Source organism: Pseudomonas citrullilanati (assembly GCF_030580855.1).
In the GTDB taxonomy this organism is placed as follows: domain Bacteria; phylum Pseudomonadota; class Gammaproteobacteria; order Pseudomonadales; family Pseudomonadaceae; genus Aquipseudomonas; species Aquipseudomonas citrulli.
The window spans coordinates 156,268-172,770 of sequence record NZ_JAUQOP010000003.1 but is presented as its reverse complement, the minus strand read 5'-3'; the positions used below and the strand labels follow the sequence as shown (position 1 = coordinate 172,770).

The window sequence follows — 16,503 nt, the reverse complement described above, 5'->3', positions numbered from 1 at the left end:
GGCGAACGCTATTTATGCCGCGCACAATACCGGGCCGGCAACGGATTGCGGCCGGGCGACGTGCAGGGCACAAGGCGCGAACGCCTTCGAGTTCATGGATGAAGAATCAGGATGTTGCTGGCGGGCAGCAGACAGGCGCTGGTCTTCGCTGGATTAGCGACGCCAGATATTGCTTTTGAAGATGGCCAGGATGGCCCGGGAACAACTGTCGGGGCAGCTGTGGGAGGAACTGATAGCAGAAAGGTGATAGTACATTCTAGACATCCCAGTCTTGGCTAGGCACTGCGGGAAATAAACGGCAGTGCGGCGAAACTATCAGTGCCCCTTGAAGGTGTCAACCGCAAACAGAACGGCTATTGATCTTTTATTCAATACTTGAATCGACAAGTGCAAACATAATCGCGGTGCATGATGTAAGAGTGCATCCATGACTGACCGGGCCACTTCTTTCTCAGCGCTGCGCCGGCGACATGGCGCCAGGGCAGTGGCCCTTCAGACCTGCTCCAGCAGCCAGCCACGGAACGCCCGCAACGACGGCAGCATTTCGTTGCGGGGCGGGTAGGTCAGGTAATAGCTGCGGCGGCTGGCGACCGGCAGGTCAAGGCTGATCAATTCGGCGTTGGCCAATTCCTCGGCCACCAGGATCCGCGGCACCAGGCCGATGCCGATGTCCGCCTTCACCGCCTGGATCAGGTGAGAGGTGAGCTCGAAGCTGGGGCCCAGGCGCATCATGCGGTGGGGCAGGTTGTAATGGCTGAACCAGTCGCCCCAGACGGTGGGGTTGTTCGCCACGTTGAGCAGCATCTGTTCGCTGATGCGCTGGGGCGTCCACGTCTCATGGGCCTTGGCCGCCTGCGCGGAAATGACCACGGTGAGTTCTTCGGCGTGCAGGCGATGGCTGATCAGGCCGGGCATGTCGGCCTGGCCGACGACGATGGCGGCGTCGATGTCGCTGGTGTCGAAGTCGATCGCATCGATCCGCGAGTTGATGTGCACCAGGATGCCCGGATGGGTCTTGTAGAACGCATGTAGCCGTGGCAGCAGCCATTTCGAGCCGAACGTCGGCAATGTCGCCAGGCGCAAGGTGCCGCTGCCGGATTGGTACGCCATCGCCTGCAACGTCGCGCTGCGAATGCGCCCGAGCGCCTCGCTCATTTCCCGCTGGTACAGGCGCCCGACGTCGGTCAGCCGAACCTGCCGGCCTTCGCGCCGAAACAGGGCCAGCCCCAGTTGCTCTTCCAGGGCCTGGACCTGGCGGCTGACGGCGCTTTGGGTCAGCGACAGCTCCACGGCGGCGCGGGTATAGCTTTCGTGCCGGGCCGCGGCTTCAAAGGCCAGCAACAGCGACATGGACGGTGTGAGGTGACGGTAATTCATTCAGAAAAGTCATCGATAGCGGCACGATTATCCGTTTGTCTGGCCGCGTAGCCTGAGGGAACATGCTGAAATGCTGGTCCGAGCCTGACCTATTCATGCGCCGGCGACAAGTATTACGTGATTAGCTCCCCCAAGAGGCCGTTAAATGATCGCCCAACTGCCGTCCGTTGCTCCTGCGGCCCGCTATCCGGAATTTCTCGAGGCCCTGCGCGCCAGCGGCTTTCGCGGCCATCTGAGCGCCGACTACGCCACCCGCACCGTGCTGGCGACCGACAACTCGATCTACCAGCGCCTGCCGCAAGCCGCGGTCTTCCCCCTGGACGCCGACGATGTCGCGCGCATCGCCCGCCTGATGGCCGAGCCGCGCTTTCACCAGATCAGGCTGACGCCCCGGGGCGGAGGCACCGGGACCAACGGCCAGTCGCTCACCGACGGCATCGTGGTCGACCTGTCGCGGCACATGAATACCATCCTCGAAATCAACGTGGCCGAACGCTGGGTGCGGGTGCAGGCGGGCGTGGTCAAGGACCAGCTCAACGCCGCGCTCAAGCCCCACGGGTTGTTCTTTGCCCCGGAGCTGTCCACGTCCAACCGCGCCACCGTGGGCGGCATGATCAACACCGACGCCAGCGGCCAGGGCAGTTGCACCTACGGCAAGACCCGCGATCACGTGCTGGAACTGCACAGCGTGCTGCTCGGTGGTGAGCGCCTGCACAGCCAGCCGCTGTCCGACGCCGACCTGGCGCTGGCCTGCGAGGCGCCCGGGCGTATCGGCGAGGTGTACCGCACCGCACGGCAGATCCACGACACCCAGGCCGACCTGATCGAGTCGGTGTTCCCCAAGCTCAACCGCTGCCTGACCGGCTACGACCTGGCCCACCTGCGTGACGAACAGGGGCGCTTCAACCTCAACAGCGTGCTCTGCGGTGCCGAAGGTTCGCTGGGCTTCGTGGTCGAGGCCAAGCTCAACGTGCTGCCGATTCCCCACTACTCGGTGCTGGTGAACGTGCGCTACGGCAGCTTCATGGATGCCCTGCGGGACGCCAACGCGCTGCTGGCCCATGAGCCGCTGTCGATCGAGACGGTGGATTCCCGGGTGCTGATGCTGGCGATGAAGGACATCGTCTGGCACAGCGTTGCCGAATACTTCCCGGCGGATCCCGAGCGACCGACCCTGGGCATCAACCTGGTGGAATTCAGCGGCGATGATGCCGCGCAGGTGAACGCCCGCGTCGCGGCCTTCGTGGCCCACCTGCAAGACGACAAGACCATCGAGCGCCTGGGCCACACCCTGGCCGAAGGCGCCGGGGCGGTGAACCGCGTCTACGCCATGCGCAAGCGCTCGGTGGGTTTGCTGGGCAACGTCGAGGGCGAGGTTCGTCCGCAGCCGTTCGTCGAGGACACGGCGGTGCCGCCGGAGCGCCTGGCCGACTACATCGCCGAGTTCCGCGCGCTGCTGGACAGCCACGGCTTGAGCTACGGCATGTTCGGCCACGTCGATGCCGGCGTGTTGCACGTGCGTCCGGCCCTGGACATGAAGGACCCGGCCCAGGCCGCGCTGGTCAAGCCGATTTCCGACGCCGTGGCCGAGCTCACCCAGCGCTACGGTGGCTTGCTCTGGGGCGAGCATGGCAAGGGCCTGCGCTCGGAATATGTGCCGGCGTTCTTTGGCGAACTGTACCCGGCGCTGCAATCGCTCAAGGGTGCGTTCGACCCCTACAACCAGTTCAACCCCGGCAAGATCTGCACGCCACCGCAAGCCAGCGAAGGCTTGCTCAAGGTCAACGAAGTGACCTTGCGCGGTGAGCTGGATCGGCAGATCGACGAGCGCGTCTGGCAAAGCTACGGCACCGCCATGCACTGCAATGGCAACGGCGCCTGCTACAACTTCGACCCCGACGACGCCATGTGCCCCTCGTGGAAGGCCACCCGCGAGCGCCAGCATTCTCCCAAGGGCCGGGCATCGCTGATGCGCGAGTGGCTGCGCCTGCAGGGAGCGGCCAATGTCGACGTGCTGGAAGCGGCGCGCGACGGTGCATCCTGGCTCAAAGGCTTGCCGACGCGGTTGCGCAACAACCGCGCACGGTCCCAGGGCGCGGCGGACTTCTCCCACGAGGTCTACGACGCCATGGCCGGCTGCCTGGCCTGCAAATCCTGCGCGGGGCAGTGCCCGGTCAAGGTCAACGTGCCGGAATTCCGCTCGCGTTTCCTGCAGCTCTACCATGGCCGCTATCAACGGCCGCTGCGGGACTACCTCATCGGCTCGCTGGAATTCACCGTGCCCTACATGGCCTACGCGCCGGGCCTGTACAACGCGGTGATGGGCTCCAAGTGGCTGAGCCGGCTGCTCGCGCGCCAGGTCGGCATGGTCGACAGCCCGCTGATCAGCCGCTACAACCTCCAGGCCACCTTGAATCGATGCCGGGTCGCCGTCGCCAGCGTGCCCGCGCTGCGCGAGCTGACCCCCGCGCAACGCGAGCGCAGCGTGGTGCTGGTGCAGGACGCCTTCACCCGTTACTTCGAGACACCGTTGCTCGGCGCTTTCATCGAGTTGGCCCATCGCCTGGGCTACCGGGTTTTCCTGGCGCCCTACAGTGCCAACGGCAAACCGTTGCACGTGCAGGGTTTCCTCGGTGCCTTCAACCAGGCGGCGATCCGCAATGCCACCCAGCTCAAGGCCCTGGCCGACTGCGCGGTGCCCTTGGTGGGCCTCGACCCGGCCATGACCCTGGTCTATCGCCAGGAATATCAGAAGGTGCCGGGGCTCGACGGGTGCCCGAACGTCCTGCTGCCCCAGGAATGGCTGGTGGATGCCGTGGCGCAGGAGGCGGCACCCGTGGCGCGGACGTTCCGCCTGCTGGCGCACTGCACCGAAAAGACCAACGTGCCCGCCAGCACGGCCCAATGGCAAACCGTGTTCGCCAAGCTGGGGCTCAAGCTGGTGACCGAGGCCACCGGCTGCTGCGGCATGTCCGGCACCTACGGGCATGAGGTCCGCAACCAGGACAGCTCGCGGACCATTTTCGAGCAGTCATGGGCCGACAAGCTGGACAAGGAAGGCGAAGCCCTGGCGACGGGTTATTCCTGCCGCAGCCAGGTGAAGCGCCTGGCGGACAAGCAACTGCGTCACCCGTTGGAGGTGGTGCTGGAGCAGGTGTTGCTGGGGCAGGCGCGCAAGGTCGGCTGAGCCGTGGGCCTGCAAGTTCGCGAGCAGGCTCGCTCCCACATTTTCCCGAGTGCCACCGATCCAGCGCACGCCTAAGGTTCCGTGTGGGAGCGAGCCTGCTCGCGAAAAGGGCGAGCCGTTCCTACTGGCTCATGATCGCCACCCGTCGACCGGCCAGGTAGCACAGCGATCCCCCCATCGCCGTCAAGGCGCACAGGGCGTAGAACATGGTGGGCGCCGGGGTGTGCATCAGCAGGAAACCGCAGATCACCGGGCTCAGGGCGCCGCCCAGGGCCGCGAGGTTCTGCGCGCCGTAGTAGCTGCCCCGCAGGGGTTCCGGGGCCAGGGTGTCGACGAACAGAAATTCCGCCGGGTAGATGATCATTTCGCCGAGGGTGAAGATGAACATCGCCACGCACCAGCTCACCCAGCCATCGGCCAGGCTGAAGCCGATCAAGCCGAGGATGAACAGGCTGGTGCCGCCGGCGATCCAGTAACGCAGCTGCTCGCGCTTGAGAAACCGGCCGACCTGGTATTGCAGTAGGATCACGCTGATGGCGTTGCAGGCGAGCAGGGCGGCCATGGTTTCCAGGGCGCGCTTGGCGTCCTGGGTCACCAGCAGGTATTGCGACAGGTACAGGGTGAATCGCCCGTGGACCACGGTGTTGAACAGGCAGCCGCAGGTGAACATGATCAAGGTGCGGTCGTTCTTCAGGGTCGTCAGGGTCTTCAGGAAACTCTGGGGCTGGCCGATGGCGGGCACCTGCACGGCGTCCTTGGCGATGCCACTCATCAGGAAAATACTGAGGAAGGCAATGCCGCCCGCGATCAGGAATGGCGCGCTCGGATACACCCCGGCGATCACCACGCCGAGCATCGGCCCGGTGGCGTAGCCAATGTTGGTCAGGGTGTAGCGCAAAGAGAACGCCTTGGCCCGCTGGCCCACGGGCAGGTGCTCGCTGAGGATCGCCTTCGAGCCGATCAGGAACAGCGCCGAGGCGGTTTCGGTGACGACCAGGGTGGCGGTGGTCAGGTAGAGGTTGTTGGCGAAGGTCAGCAGGACGAAGCCGATGGCGCTGGAGAGCATGGCGAGGATCAACAGCCGGCGTTTTTCCAACCGGTCGATGATGTAGCCGCCGTACAGCGCCAGCAAAGTGGCAATGAACACCGCGATGCCCAGCAGCAGGCCGACGTCCTGTTGATCGAGGCCGAGTTTGTTGCTCAGGAACAATGTGAGCAACGGGCTGGTGATGGCGCGGCTGACGACGATGGTCAGCGAGCAGATCATCAACCGGCGAATGACGAGGGAGTAAGTGGCCACGGTGAGGCAAATGTCCTTATTCAGGTTTCGATGATGTTCGAGGGCATCCATGTCGTTCGCCAGGTCATGCCAGGCACCGTTCCAGCGCCGCCACCGATTCCAGCGTCTCCAACCTTTGCACCTGCGCCAGCAGCGCCTGCGCTTGGCGTGGCGCTATCGTCCGTGCGGCCAGGCTTAAGAACTTCTCCTCCAGGGCCTCATCGCTCAGCGGGTTGCCGGGCGCGCCCAACGGGACGTCGACGCACAGGCTCGCCTGTCGGCCGTCCAGGGTCCGCACCGTCACGACCGGCTCGCCATCCTCGGACAGCAGCGGGTCCACGTCCAGCCGTATCCGCGACAGCCACCGGGCGATGCGCGGATCGCTGCGCCGGGCATCGTCGTAGGCGTCCAGCCGACAATGGCCCAGCACCAGTCGCGCGGCGAGGGCGTAGCGCAAGCTCATCTGTGCCGCTGCCAGGCTGGCGACCCCTTGGCCGCCACACATGTCCTGGAGCAACCCGCACAGGGAGACCTGGACGTCCTCGACCTGCTCGGCGCCAATCTGCAAGTGCGTCAGCAGCAGGCCCAGCGCATCGATTGCCGAATGCGTGCCACGGCAAGCGGCGTAAGGCTTGATCGAGCAGCGGGCGAGTTTCCAGACCTGGCCGAGGTCTTGATCCAGCGCCTCGGGCACGGCGGTTTCGGCAGCCAGGGTCTTGAGAAAACCGCCCCAGACGTCGTCGAACAACTGGCTTGGCCCGCTGATGCCTCGCTGGGCGAACCGCGCGGCCAGCAGGCCACCTTCGGCCGCACGACCGCTGTGGAGCTTCTTGCTCTGGGAACCGTCATGGATGAACGCCCAGAGCCCGCCGCTGAAACTGCCGGCGATACCCAGGGCCGACAGGGTTTGCGCGGCATCCAGGCCCAGGATCCGTGCGCTGGCGGCCGCGGCGCCAAACACCCCGCAGGTGGCCGTGGAATGCCAGCCAGCGCCGTTGTGCGCCGAGTAACCGCCACAGGCTTCCAGCACGCGCCGGCCGATGTCGTAGCCGATGATGACGGCAGCGATGAATGCTTGCCCGTTCACCGCGCGTCCGGCCATCGACACCGCCGCCATCGCCGCCGGTAGCACGACGGCGCCGGAATGATCGCAGCCTCCGGTGTCATCCAGTTCCAGGGCATGGGCGGCAATGCCGTTGAGCAGCGCCGCTTGAGCGGTGCCGACGCGCCAATCGGTGCCCCACACTTGCGTGTGGCCGGTGTCGCCGGCGAACACCGACCGGGCCTGGCGCGCCACCTCGCTGCCGGCGCCGGCGAGGCTCGCACCGAAGGTGTCGAGGATGTGCCGCTTGGCCTGTGCCACCAGGGCCGGCGGCAGGTCCTCGAAACGGGTCTCGACGCAGAACCGAGCCAGGCGCTCCATGGCCGTGCCGTGGGCGGGATGGACGGCGCTCATACCCCGTAGTCCCGGTAATGGCGTTCGTACACTGCCGCCGGGTGATCCTGCGGCAACGGCACCCGGGAATCGGCCCACCATCGGGCGACTTCGCCCGCCGTGGCGATCCAGGCGTCCGGATGCTGCTGGATGCCTTCCAGCAACTCGCGCAACACGCCGATGCGACCCGGCGTGGCGATGACTTCCGGGTGCAGGCGCAGTACGTAGCAGAGTCCGAACCGATGGAAACCGGCAAAGTCCATCTGCAGGTTGCCCAAGGTGTGGCTGTAGGCGGCAATCCGCGATTGCGCCGGCGGCACCGCGGGGCTGAGGTTGAAGGCGAAATACGGTTCGTCTTCCAACTCGTAGTGCAGCGGCAGCTCGATCACCTCCGGTGCCGTGGGGTGCGCGAAGGGCAGGTCATCGCCGCGCCACGACGAAGACCAGCGGATGCCCAGGGCGCGCAACGCTTCGCTGAAGCCTGGCGCGCCATTGCCCGCCGGGATCCGGAACCCCACCGGGCGCTGGCCGGTCAGCGCGGCGAGGGCGTCGCAGCCGTTGCCGATGTCGGCGCTTTGCTCGGCCAGGGAAAGTCTGTCGTAGTCCTGATGGCGATAGCCGGCGCAGGCGATTTCATGGCCGCCGGCCTGGATCGCCTGGACATGCCCGGGGTTCTGCTCGGCGACAATCCCGGGAATGCACCAGGTGCTGGCGATCCCCAATTCCGCCAGCAGACCGAGCAGCCGCTCCACGCCGCGCTGGCTGCCGTAGCGCCAGACCGACAGGGTCTTGTCCCGCCCGGCGACTTCGGGCGCCTGGGTGAGGATGCCGTGGATGTCGTTGTAGTCGACGGTCACGACCACTGCGCAGCGGTAGCCATCGGGCCAGACACTGGAATCAACCATGGTGATGCTCCTTGAGCCACCACCGGGCGACGTCGCGGCAGGTGGCGAACCACACGTCGTCACGCTGGCGCATGTGTTCGAAGAGTTTTTCCAGCAAGAGGATGCGTCCCGGCTTGCCGATGATCTTGGGGTGGAACAGGGTGGTCAGGCACAAGCCTTCGGCCATGGCGCCGTCGTATTCGCGGCACCAGTTGTCCAGGGTCAGCGCGTAGCTGGCGGTGCGGTCCAGCCCGGAAGGAAAGTTTGGCGCGCGGGTGTAGGCGAGGGAGGCATAGTCGTCCATTTCCCAGCGGCCGGGGATCTCCACCAGCGGCGTGTCGAAACCCGGGACGTTGACCAGGTAGGGCCGGTCATCGCCGCGCATGCTGCTGGAGTAGCGGACTCCAGCCTCCACCAACATGGCCGGGGTCTCGGCGCGCCAGTCGCCGGAGGGGGTGCGAAAGCCTTCGGCGCGGATGTTCAGGTGCTGGTGGAACACCTCGCGGGAGCGCTGCATCACGTCCTTTTGCTGGTCCAGCGTCAGGGCGTAGAAGGATTCGTGTTGGTAGCCGTGGTACGCCACCTCGTGCCCGCGCTCGACAATCGCCTGGCACTGCCTGGGCCAATTCTCCACGACCCAGGCCGGGACGAAGAACGTCGTCGGGATCCGGAACGCGTCGAGCAGGTCAAGCAGGCGCGGCAGCGCGCGGAACGGGCCGTAGCCACCGAAACCGAAATACTCGGGCTTGCGCCAGATCGAGCCGTCGAGCATGGCGTCGCCGGTCGGGCCGTCGAGGTCGAAGGCCAGGGCCAGGCAGGCCTTGTAGGGCGTAGGCCAGGTGGGTCGGGATGAGGCAGGCATCGTTGCGCTCCAACCGTTGATGAGTCACCCCCGCAGGGTCCGTTGTGGAGCGAGTCTGCTCACGAAGGCGTTGGATCAGCCTGCCCCTGTCGACTGGGCAGCCGTCTTCGCGAGCAGGCTCGCGCCCACCCCGGGCCTTGGGTGGGGGCAGGGTTTTGCAGGCGCTTCAGAACCGGTGGGAGCGAGCCCGCTCGCGAAAGCGGCGGGCCGACTGCCACGGGGCGTCGCGTCTATTTGCCGGCGTTGATGGTCACCGTCTTGATGGCGCCGATCTCCAGGTCCCATTTCTTCAGGATGGCTTGGTAGCTGCCGTCGTCGATCATGCTTTGCAAGGCGTCCTTCACCGCTTCGCTCAGCCCGGGTTTCTTCTTGCTCAGGCCCATGCCGGAGAACTGGACGGAGATCGGCTGGCCGACGGTCTTGTACATGTCTTTTTCCTGGGTCTTCAGGTAGGACAAGGTTTCGCTGCCTTGCATCGCGGCGTCGATACGGCTCTGGCGCAATTGCGCGCGGGCGTCCGCCGAGCCTTCGGTGCCGATGACCACGATGGCCGGCTTGCCGGCGGCCTCGCAGTGGGCCTTGCTGAACTCGGCGATTTCCGCCGGGAAGGTCGTGCGACGGCTGGTGCCGACTTTCTTGCTGCACAGGTCGGTGATCTCGTTGGTGTCCTTGTTTTTCTGCAAGGTGTAGAACTGCGGGCCGCTGGTGAAGTAGTCGACGAAGGTCACGCTGGCCTGGCGCTCGGCGGTGTCGGTCATGCCGGACAACACCATGTCCACGCGGTCGGTGGTCAGCGCATTGATCATCTGTTCGAAGCCGGTTTCCTGCCACTTGATCTTCACCCCCAGGCGTTCGGCCAGGGCATTGCCCAGGTCGTAGTCCAGGCCCGTCAGGGTATTGGTGGCCGGGTCCTTGAAATCCATCGGCGGGTAGTTGGGCATGATCGCGACAACGAGCTCGCCCTTGTCCTTGATGCTGGCGGGCAATGGCGCGGCGAAGCCGGCGCTGGAAGCCATCAGGCCGGCGAGTACTGCTGGAATAACGAAGTTCTTCATGGTCGTTCTCTTATGAGTGTTGTGGCGCCAACCGGCGCTTAGGTTCGAACGGCAGAAATGAAGCTTTGGGTGCGTGGGTTTTGCGGACTTATTAGTATTTCTTCGGGGCTTCCAGCCTCCACGATCTGCCCGCCGTCCATGAACACCATGCGGTTGGACACTTCGCGAGCGAAGCCCAGTTCATGGGTGACGACGATCATGGTCATGCCGGTCTGCGCCAGGTTGCGCATCACCGACAGCACCTCACCGACCAGTTCCGGGTCGAGTGCCGAAGTGGGTTCATCGAACAGCATCAGCTTGGGGCGCATGGCCAGGGCGCGGGCGATCGCCACCCGTTGCTGCTGGCCGCCCGACAGTTCGATCGGGTAGCTGTTGCGCTTGTCGGCCAGGCCGACGCGGGCCAGCAACTCCAGGGCCTCTTCGTGGGCTTCCTTGGGCGAGCGCTTGAGCACCTGGCAGGGGCCTTCGGTGATGTTCTGCAGCACGGTCATGTGCGGGAACAGGTTGAACCGCTGGAACACCATGCCCGTGGCCAGGCGCTGGCGGGCAATCTGCGTTTCGTTGAGTTCGTGCAGCTTGTTGCCGACCACGCGGTAACCCACCAGCTCGCCGTCGACCCAGAGGCCGCCCTTGTCGATCTTTTCCAGTTGGTTGACGCAGCGCAGCAAGGTGCTCTTGCCCGAGCCGGACGGGCCGATGATGCACAGCACCTCACCTTGCTCGACTTCGATATTGATGTCCTTGAGCGCGTGGTACTGGTCGTAGTATTTGTTCAGGCTCACGGCCTTGACGATGCTTCTCATGGCGGATTCCTCAGGAACGCTTGCCGGCGCCGCGAGCGAAACGACGCTCCAGGCGGCTCTGGCCGAAGGACAGGACGGTGACCGCGACCAGGTACCAGATACCGGCGACGATCAGCAGCTCCATGACCCGGGCGTTGGCGTAGTAGATGTTCTGGGCGTTGTAGAGCAGTTCCGAGTATTGGATGACACTGGCCAGCGAGGTCATCTTCACCATGCCGATGAACTCGTTGCCCACGGGCGGAATGATGATCCGCATGGCCTGCGGCAGGATGATCCGGCGCAGTGCCTGCAAGCGTGGCATGCCGATCGACTTGGCGGCTTCGTACTGGCCGGTGTCCACCGACAGCAGGCCGGCGCGCACCACTTCGGCGGTGTAGGCGCCCTGGTTGATGCTCAAGCCGAGCAGGGCGGCCACGAATGGCGTCATCAGGCTCACGGTGTCCAGCTCGAAGAGCCCGGGGATGCCGACAGTGGGGAAAATCAGCGCCAGGTTGAACCACAGCAGCAGTTGCAGGATCAACGGCGTGCCGCGGAACAGCCAGGTGTAGGTCAGTGCCACGTAGCGCAGGATCGGGTTGGCCGACATGCGCATGATGGCGGTGATCACCCCGAACACGATGCCCAGCGCCATGGCCAGCACCGCCATGACGATGGTGTTGAACAAGCCCCACAGGATCGCTTGCGAGGTAATGAACTGGCCGATGTAGGACCATTCGATCTTGCCTTCGGCGAAGGCGCGCACCAGGCCCAGCAAGGCGATGACGATCACGGAGGCGAAGAAGATGCGACCGTAGTAACGCCGGGGGACGTGCTGGTACTGGGTGATGTCGAACTGGTTTTCCGCCAGTTTGCGCTCCGCCTGGAGTCGCTCTGCCTGTGTCTGGCTCATGTTGGTTCTCCAAATGCTGGTGTTTCAGGTCAAGCACAATCCTGGCAGGAGCGAGCCAGCCCGCTCCTGCTTCGGTCAGAGGCGGAAACCCTGGTAGTTTTCGGTCCACGCCTGCTGCGCGGCGAGGGCGGTCTTCAGCCGGCCGATCTGCTCGCGCACCTGTTGCGGCGCGGTACCGCCCCAGCCGCTGCGGGCGGCAATCGCCGCTTCCAGCGTCAGGCTGTCGCGCACCTGGGGTGTCAGGCGCGGGTCGATCTCCGCCAGTAACGCCGGAGAGGCTTCCCACAGCTCGATGTCGTGTTCCTCACAGGCCTTGACCAATGCGCCGGTGATTTCGTGGGCTTCCTTGAACGGCACGCCGCGCACGGCCAGCCAGTCGGCCACTTCCGTGGCGAGGGTGAAGCCCAGCGGCGCCTGGCGCCGGAGTTCTTCGACATTCACGTGCATGGTGGCGACCATGCCGGCCATGGCGGGCAACACCAGCAACAGGGTGTCGACGCTGTCGAGTACGCCGTGCTTGTCTTCGCTCAAGTCGCGGTTGTAGGACAGGGGCAGGGACTTGAGGGTCGACAGCAGGCCGGTCAAGTTGCCGATCAGGCGACCGGCCTTGCCACGCGCCAGTTCGGCAATGTCCGGGTTCTTCTTCTGCGGCATGATCGAGCTGCCGGTGGCGTAGGCATCATCCAGCGTGACCCAGCGAAATTGCCGCGACGACCAGAGGCAAAATTCTTCGGCCAGGCGGGAAATGTTGATTCCGAGCATGCTGGCGATAAACAGGAATTCGGCCACGTGGTCACGGCTGGCGACGGCGTCGATGGAGTTTTCGCACACGCCGCTGTAGCCCATTTCCTTGGCCGATTGCTGGGGCATGCGGGCGATGGCGGAGCCGGCCATCGCCGCCGCGCCGAGGGGCGACAGCGAGGTGCGTGCGTCCCAGTCCACCAGGCGCTGGACGTCACGCAGCATCGATTGGGCATGGGCCAGCAGGTGGTGGGCGAAGACGATCGGTTGCGCCTGCTGCAGGTGGGTGAAGCCCGGGCAGATACTCTCCACGTGCTGTTGGGCCTGCTCCACCAGCGCCTGCTGCAACCCCAGCACCTGCACCGCCAGGGTGCGGACGTGGTCACGCAGGAACAGGCGCAGGTCATTGGCGGTCTGGTCGTTGCGCGAACGACCGGCTCGCAACTTGCCGCCCAGGGCACCGAGGCGCTCGGTCAGCAGGCGCTCGATGAAGGTGTGCACGTCTTCGTCATCCAGGGTCGGGGCAATGCTGCCGGCGCGAAAGTCGGCGCCGATCTGGTCGAGGGCGGCGAGCAGGGTCCGGGTTTCTTCTTCACTCAGCAAACCGGCCCGTTGCAGCTCCCGGGCATGGGCCTTGGACCCCGCGAGGTCGTAGGGGGTGAGGCGAAAATAGCGCTCGGGGCAACGAGAGAGCGCCGCCAGGGCTTCGGATGGGCCGCTCTTGAAACGGGCACCCCAGAGACGGTCAGTGGTTTGGGACATTGTTGTTTTCCTCGTCGGTAAAGCGAACTTGATAGGGCTGCCTCGCCGGCGCATGGCCTGGACGATAGAAATCGACCCGGCGGAGCTCGGCTTAATCGTTATTCAAGGGCAGGGGACAAGCGCAGTTGCGAAGTGGAGAGCGCTGATCGAAGTGTCAGCTTTTAATGGCGCAGATTCAGCGAGTTGGCACTCGGGTGCGGAATTTATTAGCGGTTGCCAAGCCAGGTTTTCTGTGTTCATTATTTATTAGCCAGCGTTATTTTTGTTGTTGGGCACAGCGTGTTGAAAACGGCGACAGAGGTAAATAAGCATTATGGAAACCCCACTTTCCAATTCCGGAAACCCGCCGCCAAGACCGCCGCACAGGGCGCCGTTGGCGCTCAGCGGCCTGGACTTCAAACTGCTCAAGGTGTTCAAGGCGGTGGTCGAGGCCGGGGGCTTCAGTGCCGCCCAGAACGAGCTGAACGTGGGCCTGGCCGCCATCAGCAAACAGATTTCGGACCTTGAGATTCGGATCGGCATGCGCTTGTGCACCCGCGGTCGCGAGGGTTTTCACCTGACCGAAGAAGGGCGCCTGGTGTATCAGGCGTCGATTGATCTATTTGCCTCGGTGGATAACTTTCGAGATCGGCTTAGTTCGGCCCAGAATGAACTTATTGGCGATCTTGGCGTGGGGGTTATTGATAATACGATTACCGATGAACAGTCGCCGTTAGTTGCAGCCATTAGAAGGATGAGTGAGGAGTCGCCGAAAGTAAGGTTTCAACTTCAGGCCGCTCAGTTGGATGAAGTGGAACGCGGTGTCGTCGAGGGGCGACTGGTGGCGGGAATCGTGCCGGTCTACCAGAAACGCGAAGAGTTCGATTATTACCCGCTCTACGAGGAACGCTCACAGCTTTACTGCGCGATCGGACATCCGTTGTTCGATGTGCCGCAAGCGCAACTTGACCTCCCGGCGCTCAAGGAACACCCGTGCATCAACCACCGCTATGCGATTCATCGCGACAAACCGAGCTTCACCCACTACGACAGTCTCTCGCCCTCGGCGACCCAGGTGGAAGCCGTGGCGCTATTGATCAAGACGGGTCGGTTCGTGGGTTACCTGCCCCAGCATTACGCGGCGAACCTGGTCGCCCAGGGACAATTTCGAGCGTTGCGCCCGGACCTGATCAACTTTGTCACACCCTTCAATCTGATCCTGCGGCATAACACGGTGCGCAGTCCGTTGGTCAAGGCTTTCGCCCAGGCATTGGGCGTGGATTTGAAGGCGCCCCTGTCCGCTTAGTTCGTTGTTCGATGGCCTGGATTACGCATCGCTGATAATCCGGCAGCGGTGTTGTTGTTACTGTTCTTGAACCACTGCGCTTTCCCTGTGGGAGCGAGCGTGGCGGCGGCATATGAACCTTCCGCGCAGGCAGCGCTCACTTGTTTAGTCGTCGCGTCGAGTGTTCGCGCTGTCTCACTGCCGATAAGGAATTCGCATGCCCTGCACCTCGCCACCGAATCCCCTGGACAGCCCTGTGCAACGCGAGCTCAGCCTGCGGGCGGTCACCACCGGGATCGTGCTCGGGATCCTGTTGACGCCTTCCAATGTGTACGCCGGGTTGAAGATCGGCTGGTCGTTCAACATGTCGATCATCGCCTTGCTGATCGGCTACGGCGTCTGGCAAGGCCTGGCCCGGCGCGCCGGTGGCGGGGAGCCGTGGACGCTGCATGAAAGCAACATCAACCAGACCGTGGCGTCTGCCGCGGCCTCGATCATTTCCGGTGGGTTGGTGGCCCCCATTCCGGCCTACACCTTGCTGACCGGGCAGCAATTGGACGCCCTGCCGATGGTGGCCTGGGTCTTCTCGGTGAGCTTCCTGGGGATCTGGATTGCCTGGTACCTGCGGCCGTCGTTGCTCAACGACAAGGCGCTGAAGTTCCCCGAGGGGGTGGCGACCCTGGAAACCCTGCTGCACATCTACAACCACGGCCAGGAAGCGGCGACGCGCTTGAAGGTGCTGCTTGGCGCCGCGCTGGTGTCCGGCCTGGCGAAGTGGGTGGACACCTTCGTCTGGGCCATTGCGCGCTGGGCGCCGACAAGCCAGCTGGAGCGCCTGACGTTCACCGCCGACCCTTCGCTGCTGTTGCTGGGCTTTGGCGGGATCATCGGTATCCGCGTCGGCCTGAGCCTGTTGCTGGGTGCCTTGCTGGCCTGGGGCGGGTTGGCGCCGTGGCTGCTCGGGCAGGGCCTGGTGCAGTTGGCCCCGGGCAGCAGCAGCCCACAGTTCGCGGCGCTGGTGGAGTGGTTGTTGTGGCCGGGCGTGAGCCTGATGGTCTGTTCGACGCTGGCGTCCCTGGCGATTCGCCTGTGGTCGTTGCACGCGTCCACCCGGGCCGGCGGCGGGGCCATCTGGCGTGTGCCCAAGGGAGGGCCCGCCGCCGGTTTCGCCCTGGCGATTGCCTTGGTGGTGAGCCTGCAAGCGCTGTTGTTCGGCATCAACCTGTGGATGGCCTTGCTGACCATTCCCCTGGCCATCTGCCTGGCCGCCGTGGCTGCCCGGGTGGTGGGCGCCACGGGCATCCCGCCCATCGGCGCCATCGGGCAGCTGTCACAGCTGAGCTTCGGTATCGTCGCCCCGGGCCAGGTGCCGATCAACCTGATGAGCGCCAATACCGCCGGCGGCTCCGCCGGGCAGTGCACCGACCTGATGAACGATTTCAAGGTGGGCCGGGCGATTGGCGCGACGCCGCGCAAGCAACTGATCGCCCAGACGCTGGGGATTTTCGTCGGCAGCATCGTTGGGGTATTGGCCTACCTGGCGTTGATCCCGGACCCGCAAGCCATGCTGCTCACCGAAGAATGGCCGGCCCCGGCGGTCGCCACCTGGAAAGCCGTGGCGCAAACCTTGACCCATGGCCTGGATTCCTTGTCGCCGAGCATCCGCTGGGCGATCTTCCTCGGCGGGCTGGCCGGCGCGCTGCTGGGCGTGCTCGACAGCCTGTTGCCTGAGCGCCAGGCCCGGCGGCTGCCCAGCACGGCGGCCCTGGGCCTGGCCTTTGTCCTGCCGGCATCGGTGTCGCTGATGATGGCGTTCGGTGCCGTGCTCACCTGGCTGGTGAGTTGCCGCTGGCCGAGCCTCACGGAGCGGTTCGCCATCACCGCGGCGGCGGGGTTGATCGCTGGCGAAAGTATCACCGGGGTCGGGGCGTCGCTGTGGGCGATGGTGGGGAACGGGGGATAGGT

12 protein-coding genes are annotated in these 16,503 nt (G+C 64.7%); 3 read left to right on the top strand and 9 right to left on the bottom strand.

The window, feature by feature from the left end:
- Positions 1-492: 492 nt before the first annotated feature.
- Positions 493-1,377 (bottom strand): LysR substrate-binding domain-containing protein, encoded by an 885-nt coding sequence (locus tag Q6A48_RS03745; RefSeq protein WP_304552082.1) that lies wholly within the window; start codon positions 1,375-1,377, stop codon positions 493-495.
- Between the two features lie 145 nt (positions 1,378-1,522).
- Here Q6A48_RS03745 and ydiJ point away from each other — a divergent pair, with 145 nt between their 5' ends.
- Positions 1,523-4,564: a D-2-hydroxyglutarate dehydrogenase YdiJ gene (ydiJ, locus tag Q6A48_RS03740; RefSeq protein WP_304552081.1), complete on the top strand. Its 3,042-nt coding sequence runs from the start codon at positions 1,523-1,525 to the stop codon at positions 4,562-4,564.
- Positions 4,565-4,685: 121 nt separating this feature from the next.
- On the opposite strand, the gene Q6A48_RS03735 is transcribed toward ydiJ, so the two are convergent.
- From Q6A48_RS03735 to argH, 8 genes are all read right to left on the bottom strand, one after another.
- Entirely contained in the window at positions 4,686-5,864 is a 1,179-nt protein-coding gene (locus Q6A48_RS03735) for an MFS transporter (RefSeq protein ID WP_304552330.1), read from the bottom strand.
- Between the two features lie 64 nt (positions 5,865-5,928).
- The gene (locus Q6A48_RS03730; RefSeq protein WP_304552328.1) at positions 5,929-7,266 is read right to left on the bottom strand and encodes an MmgE/PrpD family protein; all 1,338 of its coding nucleotides are present in this window, start codon (positions 7,264-7,266) and stop codon (positions 5,929-5,931) included.
- Positions 7,267-7,295: 29 nt separating this feature from the next.
- Positions 7,296-8,183, bottom strand: coding sequence for a polysaccharide deacetylase family protein (locus tag Q6A48_RS03725; RefSeq protein ID WP_304552080.1), 888 nt, complete (start codon positions 8,181-8,183; stop codon positions 7,296-7,298).
- On the bottom strand, positions 8,176-9,024 hold the full coding sequence (locus Q6A48_RS03720) for a polysaccharide deacetylase family protein (RefSeq protein WP_304552079.1): 849 nt from the start codon (positions 9,022-9,024) through the stop codon (positions 8,176-8,178). The genes Q6A48_RS03725 and Q6A48_RS03720 overlap by 8 nt, the downstream gene beginning before the upstream one ends.
- Positions 9,025-9,254: 230 nt before the next feature.
- On the bottom strand, positions 9,255-10,079 hold the full coding sequence (locus tag Q6A48_RS03715; RefSeq protein ID WP_304552078.1) for an ABC transporter substrate-binding protein: 825 nt from the start codon (positions 10,077-10,079) through the stop codon (positions 9,255-9,257).
- Between the two features lie 38 nt (positions 10,080-10,117).
- Positions 10,118-10,882: an amino acid ABC transporter ATP-binding protein gene (locus tag Q6A48_RS03710; RefSeq protein ID WP_042729207.1), complete on the bottom strand. Its 765-nt coding sequence runs from the start codon at positions 10,880-10,882 to the stop codon at positions 10,118-10,120.
- 10 nt (positions 10,883-10,892) lie between these two features.
- Positions 10,893-11,771 carry an amino acid ABC transporter permease gene (locus tag Q6A48_RS03705; protein ID WP_304552073.1) on the bottom strand — a complete coding sequence of 293 codons (879 nt, stop codon included), beginning with the start codon at positions 11,769-11,771 and terminating at the stop codon, positions 10,893-10,895.
- A 75-nt stretch (positions 11,772-11,846) separates the two neighbouring features.
- Positions 11,847-13,274 carry an argininosuccinate lyase gene (gene argH / locus Q6A48_RS03700; RefSeq protein WP_304552072.1) on the bottom strand — a complete coding sequence of 476 codons (1,428 nt, stop codon included), beginning with the start codon at positions 13,272-13,274 and terminating at the stop codon, positions 11,847-11,849.
- A gap of 313 nt (positions 13,275-13,587) precedes the next feature.
- Between argH and Q6A48_RS03695 the strand changes: the two genes are divergently transcribed.
- A complete protein-coding gene (locus Q6A48_RS03695) occupies positions 13,588-14,559 on the top strand; it encodes a LysR family transcriptional regulator (protein ID WP_304552070.1) in 972 nt (323 codons plus the stop codon).
- Positions 14,560-14,755: 196 nt separating this feature from the next.
- Complete coding sequence (locus tag Q6A48_RS03690) at positions 14,756-16,501, top strand: OPT family oligopeptide transporter (protein WP_304552068.1); 1,746 nt, start codon at positions 14,756-14,758, stop codon at positions 16,499-16,501.
- The last annotated feature ends 2 nt before the right edge of the window (positions 16,502-16,503 follow it).